We start from the raw sequence: 17,988 nt of genomic DNA, 5'->3' as shown, positions 1-17,988 counted from the left end.
TTGCCAGCGGCATTTCGCATAATAAAAATCATGGAGTGAGCACAATGTCCTACCCAGAACATTCCGGCGGCGTCAGCCGTCGCAACCTCATAAAATCCTCAGCAATCGGTTCACTGGCCCTGGCTGCCGGCGGTCTGTCGCTGCCGTTCAGTCTACGCGCCGCGGCCGCCGCCGTGCAGCAAGCCACCGGAGCAGAAGAAAAAACCGTATGGGGGGCCTGCTCGGTTAACTGCGGCAGTCGCTGCGCGCTACGCCTGCACGTCCGCGACGACGAAGTGGTGTGGGTGGAAACCGATAATACCGGCCACGATATCTACGGCGATCATCAGGTTCGCGCCTGCCTGCGCGGGCGCTCTATTCGCCGGCGTATCAACCACCCCGATCGTCTAAACTACCCAATGAAACGCGTCGGCAAACGCGGCGAAGGAAAATTCGAGCGCATTAGTTGGACCGAAGCGCTGGATACCATCGCCGAAAGTCTGAAACGCGTGGTAAAAGAGTACGGCAACGAAGCGGTCTATATTAACTACTCTTCCGGAATTGTCGGCGGCAATATGACCCGCTCTTCCCCTTCCGCCTCGCCGGTAATGCGGCTGATGAACTGCTACGGCGGATCGCTTAACCAGTATGGTACCTACAGTACGGCGCAGATCGCCTGCGCCATGCCCTATACCTACGGTAGCAACGACGGCAACAGCACCTCGGATATTGAAAACAGTAAACTGGTGGTGATGTTCGGCAATAACCCGGCGGAAACCCGCATGAGCGGCGGCGGCATCACCTGGTACCTGGAGCAGGCGCGTGAGCGCTCTAACGCCCGTATGATCGTCATCGACCCACGCTATACCGATACCGCGGCCGGGCGCGAAGATGAGTGGATCCCGATTCGTCCCGGTACCGATGCCGCGCTGGTCGCCGGTATCGCCTGGGTATTGATTAACGAAAATCTGGTCGATCAGCCGTTCCTCGATAAATACTGCATCGGCTACGATGAGAAAACCTTGCCGGCCGATGCCCCGGCCAACGGCCACTATAAAGCCTATATTCTCGGCCAGGGGGACGACGCTACCGCCAAGACACCGCAGTGGGCCTCGCGTATTACCGGTATTCCCGCCGATCGCATCATTAAGCTGGCGCGCGAAATTGGTATGACCAAACCCGCCTATATCTGCCAGGGCTGGGGCCCGCAGCGCCAGGCGAACGGCGAACTCTCCGCGCGCGCTATCGCCATGCTGCCGATTTTAACCGGCAACGTCGGCATTAACGGGGGTAACAGCGGCGCCCGCGAATCGACCTATACCATCACCATTGAGCGCCTGCCGGTGCTGGAGAATCCGGTAAAAACCGCCATCTCCTGCTTTAGCTGGACCGACGCTATCGCTCGCGGGCCGGAGATGACCGCCACCCGCGACGGCGTGCGCGGCAAAGAGAAGCTGGCGGTCCCTATTAAATTCCTGTGGAACTATGCTGGCAACACCATCATTAACCAGCATTCCGACATCAATAAAACCCACGATATCCTGCAGGACGAGAGCAAATGCGAGATGGTCGTGGTTATCGAAAACTTTATGACCTCGTCGGCAAAATATGCCGATATTCTGCTGCCGGACCTGATGACCGTAGAACAGGAAGATATCATCCCTAACGACTATGCCGGCAATATGGGCTATCTGATTTTCATCCAGCCCGCCACCACGGCGAAGTTCGAACGCAAACCTATCTACTGGATCTTAAGTGAAGTGGCAAAACGCCTTGGCGACGATGTGCATCAGCGCTTCACCGAAGGACGAACTCAGGAGCAGTGGTTACAGTATCTGTACGCCAAAATGGTCGCCAAAGATCCGGCGCTGCCGGGTTATGACGAGCTCAAGAAAATGGGCATTTACAAGCGTAAAGACCCGAACGGCCATTTCGTCGCCTATCGCGATTTCCGTCGCGACCCTGAAGCGAATCCGCTAAAAACCCCCTCCGGCAAAATTGAGATTTACTCCAGCCGCCTCGCCGATATTGCCGCCCGCTGGCAACTGGAAAAAGACGAAGTCATTAGCCCGCTGCCGGTCTATGCCTCCACCTTTGAAGGCTGGGACGATCCGTTGCGCAGCCAATTCCCGCTGCAAATGTTTGGCTTCCATTATAAGGCGCGTACCCACTCCAGCTACGGCAACGTCGATGTCTTACAAGCGGCCTGCCGCCAGGAAGTGTGGCTTAACCCCATCGATGCCGAAAAACGTGGGATTAAAAACGGCGACATGGTGCGCGTCTTTAATCAGCGCGGCGAACTGCGTATTCCGGCAAAAGTTACGCCGCGTATTATGCCTGGGGTAACGGCGATGGGTCAGGGAGCATGGCACGATGCCAATATGGCTGGCGATCGCGTCGACCACGGCGCCTGCATGAATACCCTCACCACCCACCGGCCTTCACCGCTGGCGAAGGGAAACCCGCAGCATACCAACCTGGTCGAAATCGAGAAGGTTTAAGGAGTAAACCATGAGCGCTCAATACGGATTTTTTATCGATTCCGCCCGTTGCACCGGTTGCAAAACCTGCGAGCTGGCCTGTAAAGACTACAAGAACCTGACGCCGGACGTCAGCTTCCGTCGTATCTATGAGTATGCCGGCGGCGACTGGCAGGAGGACAACGGCGTCTGGAATCAGAACGTTTTTGCCTACTACCTTTCCATCGCCTGTAACCACTGCGAAGACCCGGCGTGCACCAAGGTCTGCCCGAGCGGAGCGATGCACAAGCGCGAAGATGGTTTTGTGGTGGTCAATGAAGAGGTGTGCATTGGCTGTCGCTACTGCCATATGGCCTGCCCGTATGGCGCGCCGCAGTACAACGCCGCTAAAGGGCATATGACCAAATGCGACGGCTGTCACGAACGCGTCGCACAAGGCAAGAAACCGATTTGCGTCGAGTCCTGCCCGCTGCGGGCGCTGGACTTCGGGCCGATTGCCGAACTGCGTGAAAAGCACGGCCAACTGGCCGCCGTGGCGCCGCTGCCGTCGGCGCACTTCACCAGGCCGAGCATTGTGATAAAACCAAACGCCAACAGCCGTCCATGCGGCGATACCACCGGCTATCTGGCCAATCCGAAGGAGGTCTAAAATGGGAAATGGATGGCATGAATGGCCGCTGGTTCTGTTTACGGTACTGGGGCAATGCGTAGCTGGCGCGGTTATTGTCAGCGGCCTGGGCTGGGTGTCGCTCTGCGATCAGCGCGAAGCGCGAGAGCGGCTGGTGCGCAGCATGTTCTTTATCTGGCTATTGATGGGAATAGGTTTTCTTGCTTCTGTCATGCATCTCGGCTCGCCGCTACGGGCATTTAACTCATTGAACCGCGTTGGCGCTTCAGCGCTCAGTAATGAAATCGCCAGCGGCACCCTCTTCTTCATCGTCGGCGGATTCTGGTGGCTATTGGCGGCGGTGGGAAAAATGCCCTCGGCACTTGGCAAAATCTGGTTGTTTCTCACCATGTTGCTGGGGCTGCTATTTGTGATGGCGATGACCCGGGTCTACCAAATTGACACCGTGCCAACGTGGTACAATGGCTACACCACCAGCGCGTTCTTCCTGACGGTACTGCTCGCCGGTCCGCTGTTCGCTGCCCTGCTGCTAAAGCTGGCGAAAGTCGATTTCAACGGCTGGTTTTTTGCCGCTATTAGCGTGGCCGCACTCATCATCAGCGTGGCCGTTGTTGTCTTGCAAAGCGCGGATCTCGGCACGATCCACAGTTCAGTACAACAGGCGAACGCCCTGCTACCGGATTACGGCAGACTACAGGTTCTACGGCTGATCCTGCTGGCGCTCGGTCTCGGCTGCTGGCTGTGTCCGCTGATCCGCCGCCAGCCGCCGCGCGCCGCCGGGTTATTGATCGGGCTGATAATGGTTTTAGTCGCGGAGTGTATAGGCCGCGGCCTGTTTTATGGCCTGCATATGACCGTGGGTATGGCGGTTGCGGGTTAACAAGACGGCGCGCCTGTGCGCGCCGCAGTAAGGAATAGGGTAATGATGCAGATCCCAAATCGCGACGCCGTCGCACTAAGCGCCCGCACGCTGGGCGCGCTGTTCTCTTATGCGCCGAATAGCGAGCAAAACGCGCCGCTGGTCGCCGCTTTTCTCGATGGTAGCTGGCAGCCGCAGTGGCCGTTCCCGGTCTCCGATTCACTGGCAATGGAATTCGCCGCCAGCAGCGACGAGGCGCTGCCGCAAGCCTGGCAGCGTCTGTTTATCGGTCCATGGGCGCTTCCCGCTCCGCCGTGGGGTTCGGTGTGGCTGGATAAAGAGTCGGTGTTATTCGGCGACTCAACGCTTGCGCTGCGCGAGTGGATGCGCACCAGCGGTATTGCGCTGGATCTTGAGCGCAACGAACCCGAAGACCACTTCGGAACACTGCTGCTGCTGGCCGCATGGCTGTGTGAAACAAATCAGGATGAGTTGTTTGCGCAACTGCTGGCCTGGCATCTACTGCCGTGGTCCGGGCGTTTTCTGAGCGTCTTTATGGAAAACGCCGGGCATCCGTTCTATCGGGCGCTGGGCCAACTGGCGCAGTCGACGCTGGCTAACTGGCAGGAATATTTGCCCATCGCGGTGGCGGAAAAGCAGCTGTATCGTTAACTCACCCGCCGCGTCGATCCCCGGCGCGGCACTTATAGCTTTTGCATCTAAGGTTATTCCCTATCACAATAACGCTATGACTCCCAATTTCATTCCCGCTAATGCATCGTCTTCATAACTACCCTGATGTGCAGGTGATGTTCCGTCGCCTGATCATCGCCACGCTCGTCGGCATCTTTGCGGCGCTGGCCGTGGCGCTGTTTCGCCACTCGATGGTGGCACTGGAAACTTTATTTCTCGGTAATGATAGCGGCAGTCTGGTGAACGCCGCGCAGTCGCTACCGTGGTGGCGTCGGCTGCTGACGCCGGCGCTTGGCGGAATCGCGGCGGGGACATTACTCTGGTTATGGCAACGGCGCAACGTGTCGCGTCCGCACGCCCCGACCGATTACATGGAAGCGCTGGAAACCGGCGATGGCTGTTTCGATACGCCGGCAAGCCTCGTCAAATCGCTGGCATCGCTGCTGGTGGTCGTGACCGGCAGCGCCATTGGCCGCGAAGGGGCCATGATCCTGCTGGCCGCGCTGGCCGCCTCGCTGTTTGCCCGCCGTTTTACCCCGCGCGCTGAATGGAAGCTGTGGGTCGCCTGCGGCGCCGCCGCCGGGATGGCCAGCGCCTATCATGCGCCGCTGGCGGGGAGCCTGTTTATCGCCGAAATCCTCTTCGGCACCCTGATGCTGGCCTCGCTCGGGCCGGTGGTCATTTCAGCGGTGATCGCCCTGCTGCTGACCAATTTACTCAATGGCGGCGCCGCGCCGCTGTACCACGTCGTCTTGCAACAAAACCTGACCGCGCTGCATTACGGTTTAATGCTGGCAACCGGCCTGCTGACCGGTCTGTGCGGGCCGCTGTTCATCTGGCTGATGGGCTACAGCCACCGTGGTTTCGTCCGGCTGAAACTGTCGCCGCCGTGGCAGCTGGCGCTGGGGGGACTCATCGTCGGCATGTTATCGCTTATTACCCCGGCAGTATGGGGCAATGGTTATAGCGTGGTGCAAAGCTATCTGCTATCGCCGCCGCTATTTAGCGTCATTATCATCGTCTTTGTCTGTAAGCTGTTGGCGGTGCTGGCCAGCAGCGGCTCCGGCGCGCCGGGCGGCGTCTTTACCCCGACGCTATTCGTCGGGCTGGCAATAGGAATGCTATTCGCCACTTTTAGCGGGCTGTGGTTAGATAACGATCAGAACATAGCGATTATGATTGGGTTAACCGGAATGGCGGCGTTTCTCGCCGCGACAACGCATGCGCCGATGATGTCGACGCTGATGATTTGTGAGATGACCGGGCAGTATGTGCTGCTGCCCGGTTTATTGATCGCCTGTGTACTGGCTTCGGTAGTGTCGCGAACGTTACGCCGGGATTCGATCTATCGCCATCACGTTGCCGAGCACGTCTAAGTCAACATACTGGCTGAGTTCGCGCTGTTCGGCGCGCGGCAGATAAGGCAGCTCGCCAATCAGCGGCGCGGGCAGCTTTTTGCTCAGCACGTCGATGATTTCAGCGTAGTGCGCAAGGCCTGGGTTAATGCGGTTGGCGACCCAGCCGATTAACGGCAGACCATCGTTGGCGATCGCCTGAGCGGTCAACAGAGCATGGTTGATACACCCTTCCTGAATGCCCACCACCAACACTACCGGCAGTTGTTCCTGCACTACCCACTCGGAGAGCGGGCGTAAGTCGTTCATCAGGCTGCGCCAGCCGCCGGTACCTTCCACTACGACATGATCCACTCTGCCGCTGAGCTGCTGCAGGCCGTCACTGAGTAAACCGTAGTTGATCGGGCAGCTGTGCGCCACGCTGCTTTCTTCTTCGCTTAACGCGATGGGATTGACAGCATCATACGGCAGCGACAGCGTCGACACGCTCTGTAATACCAGCGCATCTTTGTTACGCAGTCCTTCCGGCGTCTCTTTGCTGCCCTTCGCCACAGGCTTATACCCGGCGACGCTTTTACCGCTGGCAGCAAGTGCCTGCAGCAGCGCGCGGGATACTACCGTCTTCCCGACAGCAGTGTCAGTACCTGTTATAAAGAAACGCTTAAACATCACTAACCCCAAAGTTGTGTATACGAAAAATACATAAGAGAAATAATCAACAGTGGGAAAAGTCTACGCGAAGCCGTCGGGGCCCAGATTGAGATAGCGCAATTTTTGGTGCGACTATGAAAAAATGTTAACCCTGTAACAGTCGGATAAGGAGCGATCCGTTATAGAGGGCGTCTTTCACCAAAGCCGCGCCAGCCATCGTTCCGCGGTTTGAGAACTGGGTACTCTCAACCGCGATATGACGACTATATGCCGGTAGCGCCTGTTGCCGAATACAGTCAGAAATTGCCGGAAACAAAATATCAGACGCCTGATTGAACGGCGAACCAATAAGGATTTTTTGCGGGTTAAACAGATTGACCATGATAGCCAGAATACGCCCTACATGAGCGCCAACGCCGGTAATGATATCCCGCGCCAGTAAATCGCCCTGCTGCGCCGCCTGACATAACCATTCAACGCTCAACTGCTGTTGATGCAGCATAGAGCTCATGGATTTTGCCATGCGCATCTGCGCCAGTTCCAGCACGCTTTCGACGCTGGCGATGGTTTCCAGGCAGCCGTGATTGCCGCAATAGCAGCGTTTACCATAAGGGTCAACCTGGGTGTGGCCGATCTCCACCAGGCTGCTGCTGCCGGCGTGCAACAGGCGGCCATCGGTGATCACTCCCGCGCCGACGTTGTGGTCGATTACCACCTGGATGACGTCGCGCGCCCCCCGCGAGGCGCCAAACAACGATTCGGCCATGGTCCAGGCGCTGATATCGTGCTGTATATAGACCGACACTCCGGTGTGATTAGCCAGAGCCTCACCGAGCGGCATATCTTTCACGTCATCATAAAACGGCATTCGGTGAATGATACCGTTTTCAGTATCAATGATCCCCGGCAAGGTGATGGCGATTGCGGTAAGTCGTTCGAGCTTGTGCTGATGGCGAATAAAAAACTGGTCGATATGTTCGATGATCCGCGTCAGCAGCGGTTGCGCATGCTGCAGCGGCAGTTCCAGTTGTTCTTCCACCACCAGCTTGCTGCTCAGATCGCGCAGCGCCAGGTGGATTTCCCCCCGGCTGATGCGCAACGACAAATAATGCCAGGCTTCCGTTTCAACCATCAGCCCGACCGCCGGGCGGCCGCGGCTCCCCGGCTCCTGGATTTCGGTCTCCTGCACCAGGTGCGCTTCCAGCATCTCGCGAACAATTTTGGTAATGCTGGCCGGCGCCAGTTGCGCAAATCGGGAAAGGTCGATACGCGACACCGGGCCAAGCTGATCAATCAGGCGATATACCGCGCCAGCATTAGTCTGCTTTATTTGATCGATATGGCCTGGTTGACTGTCCGCTACCACCGTTGACTCCCTTTATTTTCGCGCTTCGAAATAAACTTTTGGCTATGGTGAAGCACTTCGATGGTGCACGTCAAATTTTTACTTAGCCTTGTGATTTGCCGCACATTTTTACCCCGTTTTTGTCTTAATTCGCCAGGGCGGCGGCAGCGAGAAGATAATCGCGAAAGCGCTGCGCCGCCAGACCCTGTTCACGGTGTTTGGCCCACACCAGCCACATTTCCGACACCGCATCGGGTTCACTAATCGGCAGCCAGCGCATTTCATTTAACTGCACCCGCTTAAACGAGGCCGGTAGGATCGATACCCCAAGACCTGAAGCCACAAGGCCAATGATGGTCATTGCCTCGCCGACCTCCTGGGTGATAACGGGCGTGGTATCGTAGCGGCGCATCAATCCGAGAATATCGTCATACAGGCCGGTACCAACGTGCGGATCGAAAAAGACAAACGGCTCGCGCGCCAGCTCAAGCAGACTCACCGATTGCTGACGGGCCAGGGGATGATCGCTGGGCACCATCGCCAGTAGCGGTTCGCGCAGCACCCTTTCCCAGCACAAGGTATCCGGCAGCTGCGTGTTGCGCATCAGGCCAAGGTCAAGCGCCCCTTCATTCAGCGGCACGATCTGTTCGCGGGTGTTGGTTTCGCGGGTCTGGATATGGACATCGGGAAAGCGGCGACGAAAAGTGGAAAGCGTATCGGAAACCGCTTTGATAAATGGCGCCGACGAGGTGAAGCCGATACGCAGTTCACCGGTTTCGCCGTGGTGCAGGCGCCCGGCGCGAGCGGCGGCATCTTCAACCTGCGTCAGTATTTGTCGGCTATCGGCGAGGAACTGCACTCCCGCCGCCGTCAGGCTGACGCTGCGATTAGTGCGGGCAAACAGCCGCGCGCCAATCTGTTGTTCGAGAATCTGAATTTGCTGGCTTAACGGCGGTTGAGAGATATTCAGGCGCGCCGCCGCGCGGCCAAAATGCAGCTCTTCCGCCACGGCGACAAAGTAACGCAGATGACGCAGCTCGATATTCATATTTAAAACGTCTTATTTGAGATTATTAATATATTAGACGGAATATTTACAATTTTATACCCTAAAAATGTGAGCTGAATGGTCACATCAGTTTGTTTGTAATCCAGCTGTATATAAGCAAGGAATTCTCCGTGAGTAACACAACAACCGCTGACACCGCGCCGGCGAGCGATGTCAGGGATAAGGTCGCTTCCCAGCCAAATCAATTTATTAAACGTGGCACCCCGGCGTTTATCCGCGTCACCCTGGCGCTATTTTCCGCCGGACTGGCCACCTTCGCCCTGCTCTATTGCGTGCAGCCCATTCTGCCGGTGCTGTCAGGCGAGTTCGGCGTAAGCCCGGCCAGCAGCAGTATTTCGTTATCGATTTCCACCGCGATGCTCGCCATCGGCCTGCTATTTACCGGCCCGCTGTCGGATGCCATTGGCCGTAAACCGGTAATGGTCACCGCCTTACTGTTGGCGGCGTGTTGCTCATTATTATCAACGATGATGACCAGCTGGCACGGTATTCTGATCATGCGCGCGTTGATCGGCCTGTCGCTCAGCGGCGTAGCCGCCGTAGGGATGACTTATCTTAGCGAGGAGATCCACCCAAGCGTGGTGGCGTTTTCAATGGGGCTTTATATCAGCGGTAACTCTATAGGCGGCATGAGCGGCCGCCTGCTCACCGGGGTCTTTACCGATTTCTTCGGCTGGCGCGTGGCGCTGGCGGTGATAAGCGCCTTCGCCCTCGCGGCGGCCATTATGTTCTGGCGTATTCTTCCGGAGTCACGCCACTTCCGCCCTATTTCGTTGAAACCGAAAACGCTGCTGATTAACTTCCATCTGCACTGGCGCGATCGCGGCCTGCCGCTGTTGTTCCTCGAAGGCTTCCTGCTGATGGGCGCATTTGTGACCCTGTTTAACTATATTGGCTACCGTTTGATGATGTCGCCATGGTCGCTGAATCAGGCGGTGGTTGGCCTGCTGTCGGTTGCTTACCTGACCGGGACCTGGAGTTCGCCAAAAGCCGGCGCGCTGACGGTGCGCTATGGCCGCGGTCCAGTAATGTTGTTCTTTATTGCGGTGATGCTGTTTGGCCTGCTGATGACGCTATTCTCGCCGCTGTGGCTGATTTTCATCGGCATGCTGCTGTTCTCCGCCGGCTTTTTTGCCGCGCACTCGGTCGCCAGCAGTTGGATCGGACCACGGGCGCGTCGCGCGCGCGGCCAGGCATCCTCGTTGTACCTGTTCAGCTACTATCTTGGCTCAAGTATTGCGGGGACGCTCGGTGGGGTCTTCTGGCATCATTACGGCTGGAATGGCGTCGGCGGCTTTATCGCCCTGCTGTTAATGGCCGCGCTGCTGACCGGCGCCTGTTTGCACAACCGCCTGAAATAATCGTTAAACGACGTGACCTTATTGGTCACGTCCGTTCACCACAGCCCGAGTACCGATGGTAACCCCAACAGTTCTCTGAGAGCATCCATAGAAAGCAGTGCGAAAAACACCCACGTGAACGGATTCATACTCGCCTCCGCTGACAGCCAGCGCCTGTTTTCAGTGTAGCCGCTGGCGAAGCGCACCGTCCGTTATGGTTATCACATGCGCATTTTTCGATACACGCAAAATGTCGTTCCAGCGACTCGACCAAATCACCCCGACGCGCTAGTGTACCCACTGACAACAGATTTATTTCACTCGCCACAGGCCAGCAGAGACTATGACTGACAACAAAAACTATCAGCAGCTCACCCGCACTTTCCAACGGCTCTCCCGCTTCTCTCACCTTGCCGCCATCGCCGGCTGGGATATGTTCGCCATGATGCCGCCCGGCGGCAGCCGCGCGCGCGGCGAAGCGCTGGCGGAGCTCGGGGTGCTGCAGCACCAAATTTTGACCGATAAGAAGGTTGGTGAATGGCTGGAAAACGCCCTGCAGGAAGATCTTAACGATCTGGAACAGGCTAACCTGCGCGAAATGACCCGCCAGTACCAGCAAGCGGCGCTACTGCCGGAAAGCCTGGTGGAAGCGAAATCGCTGGCCGGCAGCCGCTGCGAACACGCCTGGCGCAGCCAGCGCCCGGCTAATGACTGGCAGGGGTTTGCCGAAAACCTGCGCGAGGTCGTTAAGCTCAGCCGCGAAGAGGCGCAGATCCGTGCCGATGCGAAAGGCTGTTCACGTTATGATGCCCTGCTGGATATTTTCGAACCCGATATGACCAGCGCGCGTCTTGACGTGCTATTCGCCGATCTGAAATCCTGGCTGCCGTCGCTGCTGGCAAACGTCGTCGATAAGCAAGCGCAGAAGACGCTGCTCGAGCCACAGGGGCCCTTCGCCATCACCGACCAGCGCGAGCTGGGGCTGGAAGCAATGCGGGTTTTAGGCTTTGATTTTGATGGCGGCCGCCTGGATATTAGCGCACACCCCTTCTGCGGCGGCGTGCCTGAGGACGTTCGTATTACCACCCGTTATAACGAAAACGATCTACTCAGCGCGCTATTTGGCGTGATCCACGAAACCGGCCACGCGCGCTATGAACAGAACCTCCCGCGTAACTGGCTCGATCAGCAGGTTGGGCTGGCTCGCTCAACGGCGATTCACGAATCTCAGAGTCTGTTCTTCGAAATGCAGCTTGGCCGCAGCGAAGCCTTCCTCAACCGCCTGCTGCCCGCCGTGCATCAGCGCTTTGGCGACCAGCCGGCGTTCAGCGCGGAAAACTTTATCGCCTGGAACCAGCGCGTGAAGCCGGGCTTCATTCGCGTCGATGCCGACGAAGTCAGCTACCCGGCGCACGTCATTCTGCGCTATGAAATCGAGCGGGCGCTGATCGACGGCGATATTGAAGTAGACGATATTCCCGCCCTGTGGGACGAGAAAATGCAGAGCTGGCTGGGTATTTCGACCCTCGGCAACTATCGCGACGGCTGTATGCAGGATATTCACTGGACCGATGGCGGTTTCGGCTATTTCCCTTCCTATACGCTGGGGGCGATGTACGCCGCACAGTTAATGGCGGCCGCCAGACGCGCGTTACCGAATCTCGCACAGGATATCGCCGGCGGCGATTTTAACGCTCTGTTCGACTGGTTGCGGCAAAATATCTGGCAACACGGCAGCCGCTTTACCACTTCGCAGCTGATTAAGAATGCCACCGGCGAAGATCTCAACGGTGAGTATTTCCGCCAGCATCTTACCGCGCGTTATCTCTAAGCCTGCGCGCCGGGGCCTGCTCCGGCGCGTTATACCCGTTCGCTTCGCGTTGTACATATGGTTACACGCCGATACCAAACACTCACGGAAAGCTCGAAAAGACAAGCATATAGTTACTTCAACGGCCCCGCAGTGGGGTTGAAATGAAGAAACCTTTTCGAGGATATCAGAATGAAAAAAGTATTAGCTCTGGTCGTTGCCGCTGCTATGGGTCTGTCTTCCGCTGCTTTCGCTGCTGATGCAGCAAGCACCACTCAGGCACCTGCTGCTGCAACTCACAGCACCACTGCCAAGACAACTCACCATAAAAAACATCACAAAGCTGCCGCCAAACCGGCTGCAGAACAGAAAGCCCAGGCAGCCAAGAAACACAAAAAAGCCGCGGCGAAACCCGCTGTAGAGCAAAAAGCTCAGGCTGCGAAAAAACACCACAAAGCCGCCACTAAACCGGCTGCACAGAAAGCCCAGGCTGCCAAAAAGCACCACAAAACTGCCGCTAAACCAGTAGCGCAGAAAGCTCAGGCTGCGAAAAAACACCACAAAACCACTAAACACACCGCTGCTAAACCTGCTGCTCAGCCGGCTGCATAATCGTTTCGGTTAGTCTGGTATTGTATAAATCGGCGCTGTTTAAGCGCCGTTTTTTTCTGGAGAGCGCTATGCTGCGACGCTATCGTTTTGAGCTCATCCTGATACTGCTGATAATATGCGCGCTGGTGGCAACCCGCTTTTTCCTCTATTAGGCGCCGCTAATCATCCCCCTCAATAGGAAAACCGGCTTCACGAATTGCCTGACGGCAATCGCTGACGCCCGCAGCATATCCCGCTTCAATTTCGCATACCGGGCTCGCACTGGAGAAAGGTAAGCGAATCGGCGTCGCCAGTTGACGTTCCAGCTCGCCAATTTTTACCCGCGCCGCCAGCAATTCCTTCGCCAGTTCTGGGGGCGACACTTCGGTTTTTTCCCCCGTAATGATCGCCCGCAATTGCTTCTCATCGATAGTCATCATATCCGCCAGTTTGCATTCATTGACAGATATTATAGCCAACGCCACCTCAGTGGCGCTGGCGTGACGCTACATGGCACGTACCGCCTCAATCACGAGATAGCCCATCGCTCCCCACATAAAAAAAGAAACCAGCGAAACATAAACTAATGCGCGAATACCTTGTTTAGACATACACCCTCCCACTACGGGAAATGACATTGCGCTTATGATGGCCGGGTCAACCTCACATTTCACTCAACGGGAATCGCCAATGACAATGTTTACAGTGAGAAAATGTTTCGTAGTGAAAATAATTGAGAAGATGGTAAAAAAACGCCAATGACCATGAACTTTTGCGATCTTAAGGCGACTAAAACACCCTCGAAAAATTGCGCTTTGCGAATGTCCTGTAAGGCAAAGTGATTATTTTGCCGTCGTTTTACGTACGTTCCGATACACGAATTATGTTGCGTTGCACGCCGCTTTCTGCGGAAATGACAACAGCAGAGATAATGCGTTAACCATCTGAATTAACATGGTTCTTGCATAGATGAAATGTCTTCAGGAGTCATTTTAACTGCCGTTTGGCTTAATAAAAATTATTCTTAACTTTCATAAACTTAAATCTCCTGCTACTTTCAATAGACATAATTATCTCCCCAGAGAGTGATATGCGTAGAGACGTACTGTTATTACTGTGTTCGTTTTGTGTATTTCCCCTGTTTGCTCACGCCGATGATGACGGCATGAGCGCGAAAGATATCAAAACGCTTTTTTTCGGCCATGACGATCGTAAAGCGGTCAGCGATCCGGCCAGTTCCCCCTGGGATGCCATCGGCCAGTTAGAAACCGCCAGTGGTAATCTGTGTACCGCAACGCTGATTTCACCGCATCTGGCCCTCACCGCCGGTCACTGTTTGCTGCAGCCGCCGAAAGGAAAGCCGGACAAGGCCGTTGCGTTGCGTTTTATCTCGCGTAAGGGCAGTTGGGTCTATGAAATTCACGGGATTGACGGCCGTACCGACCCATCGCTAGGCAAACGGCTTAAAGCGGACGGCGATGGCTGGATTGTCCCCTCTTCCGCAGCCCCCTGGGACTTTGGCCTGATCGTCCTGCGCTACGCGCCCGGCGGCATTACGCCTGTTCCTGTGTTTCGCGGTGATAAAGAAGCGCTGACCGCGGCGCTGAAAGCAACGGACCGCAAAGTGACGCAATCCGGCTACCCGGAAGATCATCTGGATAGCCTCTATAGCCACCAGGATTGTCTGGTGACGGGATGGGCGCAAGCCTCAGTTCTATCACATCAATGCGATACGCTACCGGGCGACAGCGGTTCTCCGCTGCTGTTAAAAACGGACAACGGCTGGCAGGTCATTGCAGTGCAAAGCTCGGCGCCGGGACCGAAAGATCGCTATCGCGCCGATAACCGGGCTATTGCCGTGACCGGTTTTCTCGACAAGCTGGAAGCGCTGGCTAACGAGTGATTATCCCTGCTGCTGGCGCAGTTGAAGCAATGAATCGATCGGCATCGGTTGGCTGAAATAATATCCCTGAAGTCGATCGCATCCCGCCCGCAGCAGCAGCGCCAGCTGCTGCTGAGTTTCTACCCCTTCAGCAACCACGGTGATCCCCAGCGCATTAGCGATACGTACCGTGCCGCGCACCAGTTCTGCCGCCTGCGGGTCGACATCCACCACCCCGGCTAACGACTTATCAATCTTGAGGCTATCAAAACGACAGCTGCGTAGATAACCAATACTGGAATAGCCAATGCCAAAATCATCCAGCGCGACGGCGATACCTAACGATTTCAGGTTCTCGATAGCCACGCGAGCGCGCTCCGGGTTTTCCAGTACGTAGCTTTCGGTTACCTCAAGCTGCAGGCGGCGGGCAGGAAACTGACAGCGTCCCAGGGTTTGGATCACCCGAGTTTCGAATTCCGGGTCGCGGAACTGCGCCGGGGATATATTGACGGAAAGGAGTAAATCCCCCATCGTCTCGAGATCGTAACAGGCTTGCGACAGCGCAAACTGGCCCAAGGCATAAATCAATCCGCTGCTTTCGGCAATGGGGATGAAAGCATCCGGCGCCAGCGGGCCTTCAGGACGTCGCGGCCAGCGCAGCAAGGCCTCTACGCCTTCCATCACCAGCGTTTCGGCATTGACGATCGGCTGATACCAGACATCAAATTCGCCTTTTTCGAGACCTTCGCGGATACCATTTTCAATGTGCAGCTGGTGCTGACGCGTTTCGTTAAGGGTGTCATCATACCAGGCCGCTCTTCCCTTACCGCTTTTCTTCGCGTGGTACATGGCCATATCCGCACGGCGAAACAACTCAGTACTGGAACACTGCGTCGGCACCCCGCTGGCAATACCAATACTGGCGCTGATATATATTTTCCGGGCGCTGAGCGCAACGGGAGTTTTTAATAATTCGAGCACCGCCAGGGCGAATGCTGAGGCCTGATTAACCGCATGTTCGCCGCTCATGGTCATGGCGAATTCATCCCCGCCCATCCGCGCCAGCATCGCCCCCGCCGGAACCCGATCGCGTAATTCGCGGGCGATATGGGCAATCAGCGCGTCGCCAGTATCATGGCCGTAGTTATCGTTGACGTCTTTAAAACCATCGAGATCGATAAATACCACGCTCTGCATTTCATTCTTACCGCATTCGCCCATCGCATTTAAACGTTCAATCAATGCCCGACGGTTCGGCAAAAGGCTCAGCCAATCGATCAGCGCATTTTTTCGCGCCTGCTGTTCGCCGCGCGCCAGCTTGTAAAGCCCCAGGCTACTCAGCATGATAAACAGCAAAATTAAACTTGCCGCCAGAATGGCAATGAGCCTGATGCTGTTTGACGCGGCGCGCGCCGCTTCCGCACCGGGAAGGCGCGGTTGCCAGCTCAGATAGGCCAGCGTCTCCCCGCCCTCTGTGCGTAATGGTACGCTGTATTCGCCGGCAAACTGCGTCGTATGCAGACGATTAATCTGGAAAGTGTTCCCCAGGGTTTCCAGCATGGTTGGATTAATGTGGCGGGTAATCACCAGATAGCGACGGGTTTTATCATAAATCGGTAAGCGGCCGATTGTCGGGCGAATCAAGCCGATACCGACAAACGCAATGCCCGCGCGGGTACGGGTGATTCCGGCAAAGGCATTTTTACCGCGTCTCAGCACATCCGCGTGCAGCTCGATAAGGGTTTGTAACCCGCTGCCGAAAAAACCAATATCGGATTCGGTAAATGGCTCGCTGCGAAAAGCCCCCCACAAGATGCGATAGTTTTCATCCAGGATAAAAGTGCCGTCGTAGAGATTATTAATCTTAAAACCCGATCCCCACGAATCATACAGCCAGTGTGCATCAAGATGGGGCGTATAGGTTTGTTTAACCGCATCATCCCAAATCGAATTATCCAGTACCAATGACAGCACCCGGTTCACCGATGTCTGCACGGCGCCTTCTACCGAAAGCATCGAACGGTGTTTATCTATTTCATTAGTTTTAATACTGACCAGATGTTGCGACAAATAGAAAAGAGAAATCACAGAGACGACCAGGCCCAGGCCGGCAAGAAATACCAGAATGGAAAGGATTTTGGCAGAGGGAATATTCCGCCAGCCAGGCAAAGGAATCATGTGCTGTCCTCATAGCGGCGTACAGAAAGATGCCGAATCTGCTTTTTTAAGCGTAATACAGAGAACAGAATTTGCCGCCTGCGAACGCAGGCGGCATCATATCAGGCCAGTTTTATCAATACCATACCGGCCACCAGCAGCACGACGCCAACCCAACCTTTATGGTTCAGACGCTGACCAAAGAGGATCCAGCCAGCGGCAATGGTGGCCGCAATCCCGAATCCGCCCCACAGCGCATAAGCGACGGACAGGTCGATACCTTTTACCGCCTGCGACAGGGCGCTAAAGGCCCCTAACACCGCCGCCAGCGACAGAATACCGTAGATCTTACGACGGAAGCCGTCGGAAAATTTCAGCAATACGTTCGCGGTTATTTCCAGTACGATAGCCAGCGCCAGCCAGGCGCCGTGAATCCACTCAAACTGTTGCATGAGCTGTCTCCTCACGCTGTTTCACCGCCTTTTTTGTGCCGGACTTAATCAGTATGATCCCGGCGACCAGCGTTGCTAGTCCGGCGAGTTTAATCACTGACAGGCTTTCATCGAACAGCAGCACGCTGAATACGGTAATCAATAAAATACCGATACCTTCCCATAGCGCATACGCCACACCGAGAGCAATTTTTTTAACGGCGAAGGCCAGGAAAATATAGGAAAGCGCAATCATTGCCAGCATTAAAATATAACCTGTATGACCGCCGCTGACGCTTGCCCATTTCATAGACAACGTGCCGGTTATTTCAGCGACGATAGCTAAGGCTAATAAAATCCAATAAAACATAATCCCTTCTCCTGCTTGAGAATACAATCCATGACGGCTTACGAGAGTAAACCGAAAAAATTCTGACGTAGTTTTAGCCGTGCGCGGTGCGCCAGCTCAGGCAGAGAGAATGGGACTATAGCGCGGAGCGCCAGTGCTGTTCGCCAGCAAATCGGGAAAGGATGAAAGGTAATGCGTGATGAGTAGAAAAATAAAGGCTGAACTGATTGTTCATAAAATTACAATTATCCGCGGTGTTGCTTCTCGTCATTGCGGAAAAAAATTGTCCTCGGTAGTTAAACACAAGTAAATTTTTACCATAGTGTTAATATTAACTCAAAGAATTTGCAATTCTTTACGTCTAACGAG

The 17,988-nt window shown here is 55.6% G+C and carries 19 protein-coding genes; 10 read left to right on the top strand and 9 right to left on the bottom strand.

What is annotated here, in order from left to right:
- Positions 1 to 44 precede the first annotated feature (44 nt).
- The 5 genes from ynfE to clcB all read left to right on the top strand — a co-directional run bounded on the left by ynfE (position 45) and on the right by clcB (position 6,015).
- The gene (gene ynfE, locus EAE_RS18670; protein ID WP_015705294.1) at positions 45 to 2,480 is read left to right on the top strand and encodes a selenate/tellurate reductase subunit YnfE; all 2,436 of its coding nucleotides are present in this window, start codon (positions 45 to 47) and stop codon (positions 2,478 to 2,480) included.
- Positions 2,481 to 2,490: 10 nt separating this feature from the next.
- The gene (locus tag EAE_RS18665; RefSeq protein ID WP_015705293.1) at positions 2,491 to 3,108 is read left to right on the top strand and encodes a DMSO/selenate family reductase complex B subunit; all 618 of its coding nucleotides are present in this window, start codon (positions 2,491 to 2,493) and stop codon (positions 3,106 to 3,108) included.
- 1 nt (position 3,109) lies between these two features.
- Positions 3,110 to 3,967: a DmsC/YnfH family molybdoenzyme membrane anchor subunit gene (locus EAE_RS18660; RefSeq protein WP_015705292.1), complete on the top strand. Its 858-nt coding sequence runs from the start codon at positions 3,110 to 3,112 to the stop codon at positions 3,965 to 3,967.
- Between the two features lie 42 nt (positions 3,968 to 4,009).
- The gene (dmsD, locus tag EAE_RS18655) at positions 4,010 to 4,618 is read left to right on the top strand and encodes a Tat proofreading chaperone DmsD (protein WP_015705291.1); all 609 of its coding nucleotides are present in this window, start codon (positions 4,010 to 4,012) and stop codon (positions 4,616 to 4,618) included.
- A gap of 101 nt (positions 4,619 to 4,719) precedes the next feature.
- Complete coding sequence (gene clcB / locus EAE_RS18650) at positions 4,720 to 6,015, top strand: voltage-gated ClC-type chloride channel ClcB (RefSeq protein ID WP_047079426.1); 1,296 nt, start codon at positions 4,720 to 4,722, stop codon at positions 6,013 to 6,015.
- On the opposite strand, the gene bioD is transcribed toward clcB, so the two are convergent.
- From bioD to EAE_RS18635, 3 genes are all read right to left on the bottom strand, one after another.
- Positions 5,968 to 6,663, bottom strand: a complete 696-nt coding sequence (gene bioD, locus EAE_RS18645) for a dethiobiotin synthase (protein WP_015366772.1) — start codon at positions 6,661 to 6,663, stop codon at positions 5,968 to 5,970. The genes clcB and bioD overlap by 48 nt on opposite strands.
- Before the next feature lie 127 nt (positions 6,664 to 6,790).
- Entirely contained in the window at positions 6,791 to 8,011 is a 1,221-nt protein-coding gene (mlc, locus tag EAE_RS18640) for a sugar metabolism global transcriptional regulator Mlc (protein ID WP_015366773.1), read from the bottom strand.
- 124 nt (positions 8,012 to 8,135) lie between these two features.
- Complete coding sequence (locus EAE_RS18635; RefSeq protein WP_015705289.1) at positions 8,136 to 9,038, bottom strand: LysR family transcriptional regulator; 903 nt, start codon at positions 9,036 to 9,038, stop codon at positions 8,136 to 8,138.
- 92 nt (positions 9,039 to 9,130) lie between these two features.
- Here EAE_RS18635 and EAE_RS18630 point away from each other — a divergent pair, with 92 nt between their 5' ends.
- The gene (locus EAE_RS18630) at positions 9,131 to 10,420 is read left to right on the top strand and encodes an MFS transporter (protein ID WP_071596080.1); all 1,290 of its coding nucleotides are present in this window, start codon (positions 9,131 to 9,133) and stop codon (positions 10,418 to 10,420) included.
- Positions 10,421 to 10,455: 35 nt separating this feature from the next.
- Here the strand turns inward: EAE_RS18630 and EAE_RS25610 are convergent, their stop codons facing one another.
- Positions 10,456 to 10,548 carry a KPN_01571 family protein gene (locus EAE_RS25610; RefSeq protein WP_020078946.1) on the bottom strand — a complete coding sequence of 31 codons (93 nt, stop codon included), beginning with the start codon at positions 10,546 to 10,548 and terminating at the stop codon, positions 10,456 to 10,458.
- Positions 10,549 to 10,742: 194 nt separating this feature from the next.
- Between EAE_RS25610 and EAE_RS18625 the strand changes: the two genes are divergently transcribed.
- The 3 genes from EAE_RS18625 (at position 10,743) to ydgU (ending at position 12,973) form a co-directional block, all read left to right on the top strand.
- Complete coding sequence (locus EAE_RS18625) at positions 10,743 to 12,230, top strand: carboxypeptidase M32 (protein ID WP_015705288.1); 1,488 nt, start codon at positions 10,743 to 10,745, stop codon at positions 12,228 to 12,230.
- Positions 12,231 to 12,401: 171 nt separating this feature from the next.
- Positions 12,402 to 12,821, top strand: coding sequence for an acid resistance repetitive basic protein Asr (asr, locus tag EAE_RS18620; protein ID WP_015366777.1), 420 nt, complete (start codon positions 12,402 to 12,404; stop codon positions 12,819 to 12,821).
- Between the two features lie 68 nt (positions 12,822 to 12,889).
- On the top strand, positions 12,890 to 12,973 hold the full coding sequence (ydgU, locus tag EAE_RS25690; RefSeq protein ID WP_095103248.1) for a small membrane protein YdgU: 84 nt from the start codon (positions 12,890 to 12,892) through the stop codon (positions 12,971 to 12,973).
- Between the two features lie 6 nt (positions 12,974 to 12,979).
- On the opposite strand, the gene EAE_RS18615 is transcribed toward ydgU, so the two are convergent.
- On the bottom strand, positions 12,980 to 13,237 hold the full coding sequence (locus tag EAE_RS18615; RefSeq protein WP_015366779.1) for a hypothetical protein: 258 nt from the start codon (positions 13,235 to 13,237) through the stop codon (positions 12,980 to 12,982).
- A gap of 653 nt (positions 13,238 to 13,890) precedes the next feature.
- On the opposite strand from EAE_RS18615, the gene EAE_RS18610 reads away from it, so the two are divergent.
- Positions 13,891 to 14,703, top strand: a complete 813-nt coding sequence (locus tag EAE_RS18610) for a trypsin-like serine peptidase (RefSeq protein ID WP_015366781.1) — start codon at positions 13,891 to 13,893, stop codon at positions 14,701 to 14,703.
- Here EAE_RS18610 and EAE_RS18605 read toward each other — a convergent pair whose 3' ends face one another.
- The 4 genes from EAE_RS18605 to EAE_RS25685 all read right to left on the bottom strand — a co-directional run bounded on the left by EAE_RS18605 (position 14,704) and on the right by EAE_RS25685 (position 17,854).
- Positions 14,704 to 16,860: a putative bifunctional diguanylate cyclase/phosphodiesterase gene (locus tag EAE_RS18605; RefSeq protein ID WP_015705283.1), complete on the bottom strand. Its 2,157-nt coding sequence runs from the start codon at positions 16,858 to 16,860 to the stop codon at positions 14,704 to 14,706.
- 101 nt (positions 16,861 to 16,961) lie between these two features.
- On the bottom strand, positions 16,962 to 17,291 hold the full coding sequence (gene mdtI, locus EAE_RS18600) for a multidrug/spermidine efflux SMR transporter subunit MdtI (RefSeq protein ID WP_015366783.1): 330 nt from the start codon (positions 17,289 to 17,291) through the stop codon (positions 16,962 to 16,964).
- Positions 17,278 to 17,640, bottom strand: a complete 363-nt coding sequence (mdtJ, locus tag EAE_RS18595; protein ID WP_015705282.1) for a multidrug/spermidine efflux SMR transporter subunit MdtJ — start codon at positions 17,638 to 17,640, stop codon at positions 17,278 to 17,280. Before mdtJ ends, mdtI begins: the two co-directional genes overlap by 14 nt.
- Before the next feature lie 115 nt (positions 17,641 to 17,755).
- On the bottom strand, positions 17,756 to 17,854 hold the full coding sequence (locus tag EAE_RS25685) for a protein YdgV (RefSeq protein ID WP_463732190.1): 99 nt from the start codon (positions 17,852 to 17,854) through the stop codon (positions 17,756 to 17,758).
- Between the last annotated feature and the right edge of the window lie 134 nt (positions 17,855 to 17,988).

Source organism: Klebsiella aerogenes KCTC 2190 (assembly GCF_000215745.1).
Classification (GTDB): Bacteria; Pseudomonadota; Gammaproteobacteria; order Enterobacterales; family Enterobacteriaceae; genus Klebsiella; species Klebsiella aerogenes.
Note: the sequence above shows the minus strand (reverse complement) of the source record. Positions and strands in the feature narration are given on the sequence as shown.

What these genes read in the sequence shown, in the direction of transcription:
- ynfE (WP_015705294.1), top strand. Translation starts at nt 45, where the DNA reads ATGTCCTACCCAGAACATTCCGGCGGCGTCAGCCGTCGCAACCTCATA.
- EAE_RS18610 (WP_015366781.1), top strand. Translation starts at nt 13,891, where the DNA reads ATGCGTAGAGACGTACTGTTATTACTGTGTTCGTTTTGTGTATTTCCC.
- asr (WP_015366777.1), top strand. Translation starts at nt 12,402, where the DNA reads ATGAAAAAAGTATTAGCTCTGGTCGTTGCCGCTGCTATGGGTCTGTCT.
- EAE_RS18635 (WP_015705289.1), bottom strand. Translation starts at nt 9,038, where the DNA reads ATGAATATCGAGCTGCGTCATCTGCGTTACTTTGTCGCCGTGGCGGAA.
- EAE_RS18605 (WP_015705283.1), bottom strand. Translation starts at nt 16,860, where the DNA reads ATGATTCCTTTGCCTGGCTGGCGGAATATTCCCTCTGCCAAAATCCTT.
- EAE_RS18665 (WP_015705293.1), top strand. Translation starts at nt 2,491, where the DNA reads ATGAGCGCTCAATACGGATTTTTTATCGATTCCGCCCGTTGCACCGGT.
- EAE_RS18660 (WP_015705292.1), top strand. Translation starts at nt 3,110, where the DNA reads ATGGGAAATGGATGGCATGAATGGCCGCTGGTTCTGTTTACGGTACTG.
- mdtI (WP_015366783.1), bottom strand. Translation starts at nt 17,291, where the DNA reads ATGCAACAGTTTGAGTGGATTCACGGCGCCTGGCTGGCGCTGGCTATC.
- ydgU (WP_095103248.1), top strand. Translation starts at nt 12,890, where the DNA reads ATGCTGCGACGCTATCGTTTTGAGCTCATCCTGATACTGCTGATAATA.
- EAE_RS25685 (WP_463732190.1), bottom strand. Translation starts at nt 17,854, where the DNA reads ATGAACAATCAGTTCAGCCTTTATTTTTCTACTCATCACGCATTACCT.
- mdtJ (WP_015705282.1), bottom strand. Translation starts at nt 17,640, where the DNA reads ATGTTTTATTGGATTTTATTAGCCTTAGCTATCGTCGCTGAAATAACC.
- clcB (WP_047079426.1), top strand. Translation starts at nt 4,720, where the DNA reads ATGCATCGTCTTCATAACTACCCTGATGTGCAGGTGATGTTCCGTCGC.
- EAE_RS18615 (WP_015366779.1), bottom strand. Translation starts at nt 13,237, where the DNA reads ATGACTATCGATGAGAAGCAATTGCGGGCGATCATTACGGGGGAAAAA.
- bioD (WP_015366772.1), bottom strand. Translation starts at nt 6,663, where the DNA reads ATGTTTAAGCGTTTCTTTATAACAGGTACTGACACTGCTGTCGGGAAG.
- dmsD (WP_015705291.1), top strand. Translation starts at nt 4,010, where the DNA reads ATGATGCAGATCCCAAATCGCGACGCCGTCGCACTAAGCGCCCGCACG.
- EAE_RS25610 (WP_020078946.1), bottom strand. Translation starts at nt 10,548, where the DNA reads ATGAATCCGTTCACGTGGGTGTTTTTCGCACTGCTTTCTATGGATGCT.
- EAE_RS18625 (WP_015705288.1), top strand. Translation starts at nt 10,743, where the DNA reads ATGACTGACAACAAAAACTATCAGCAGCTCACCCGCACTTTCCAACGG.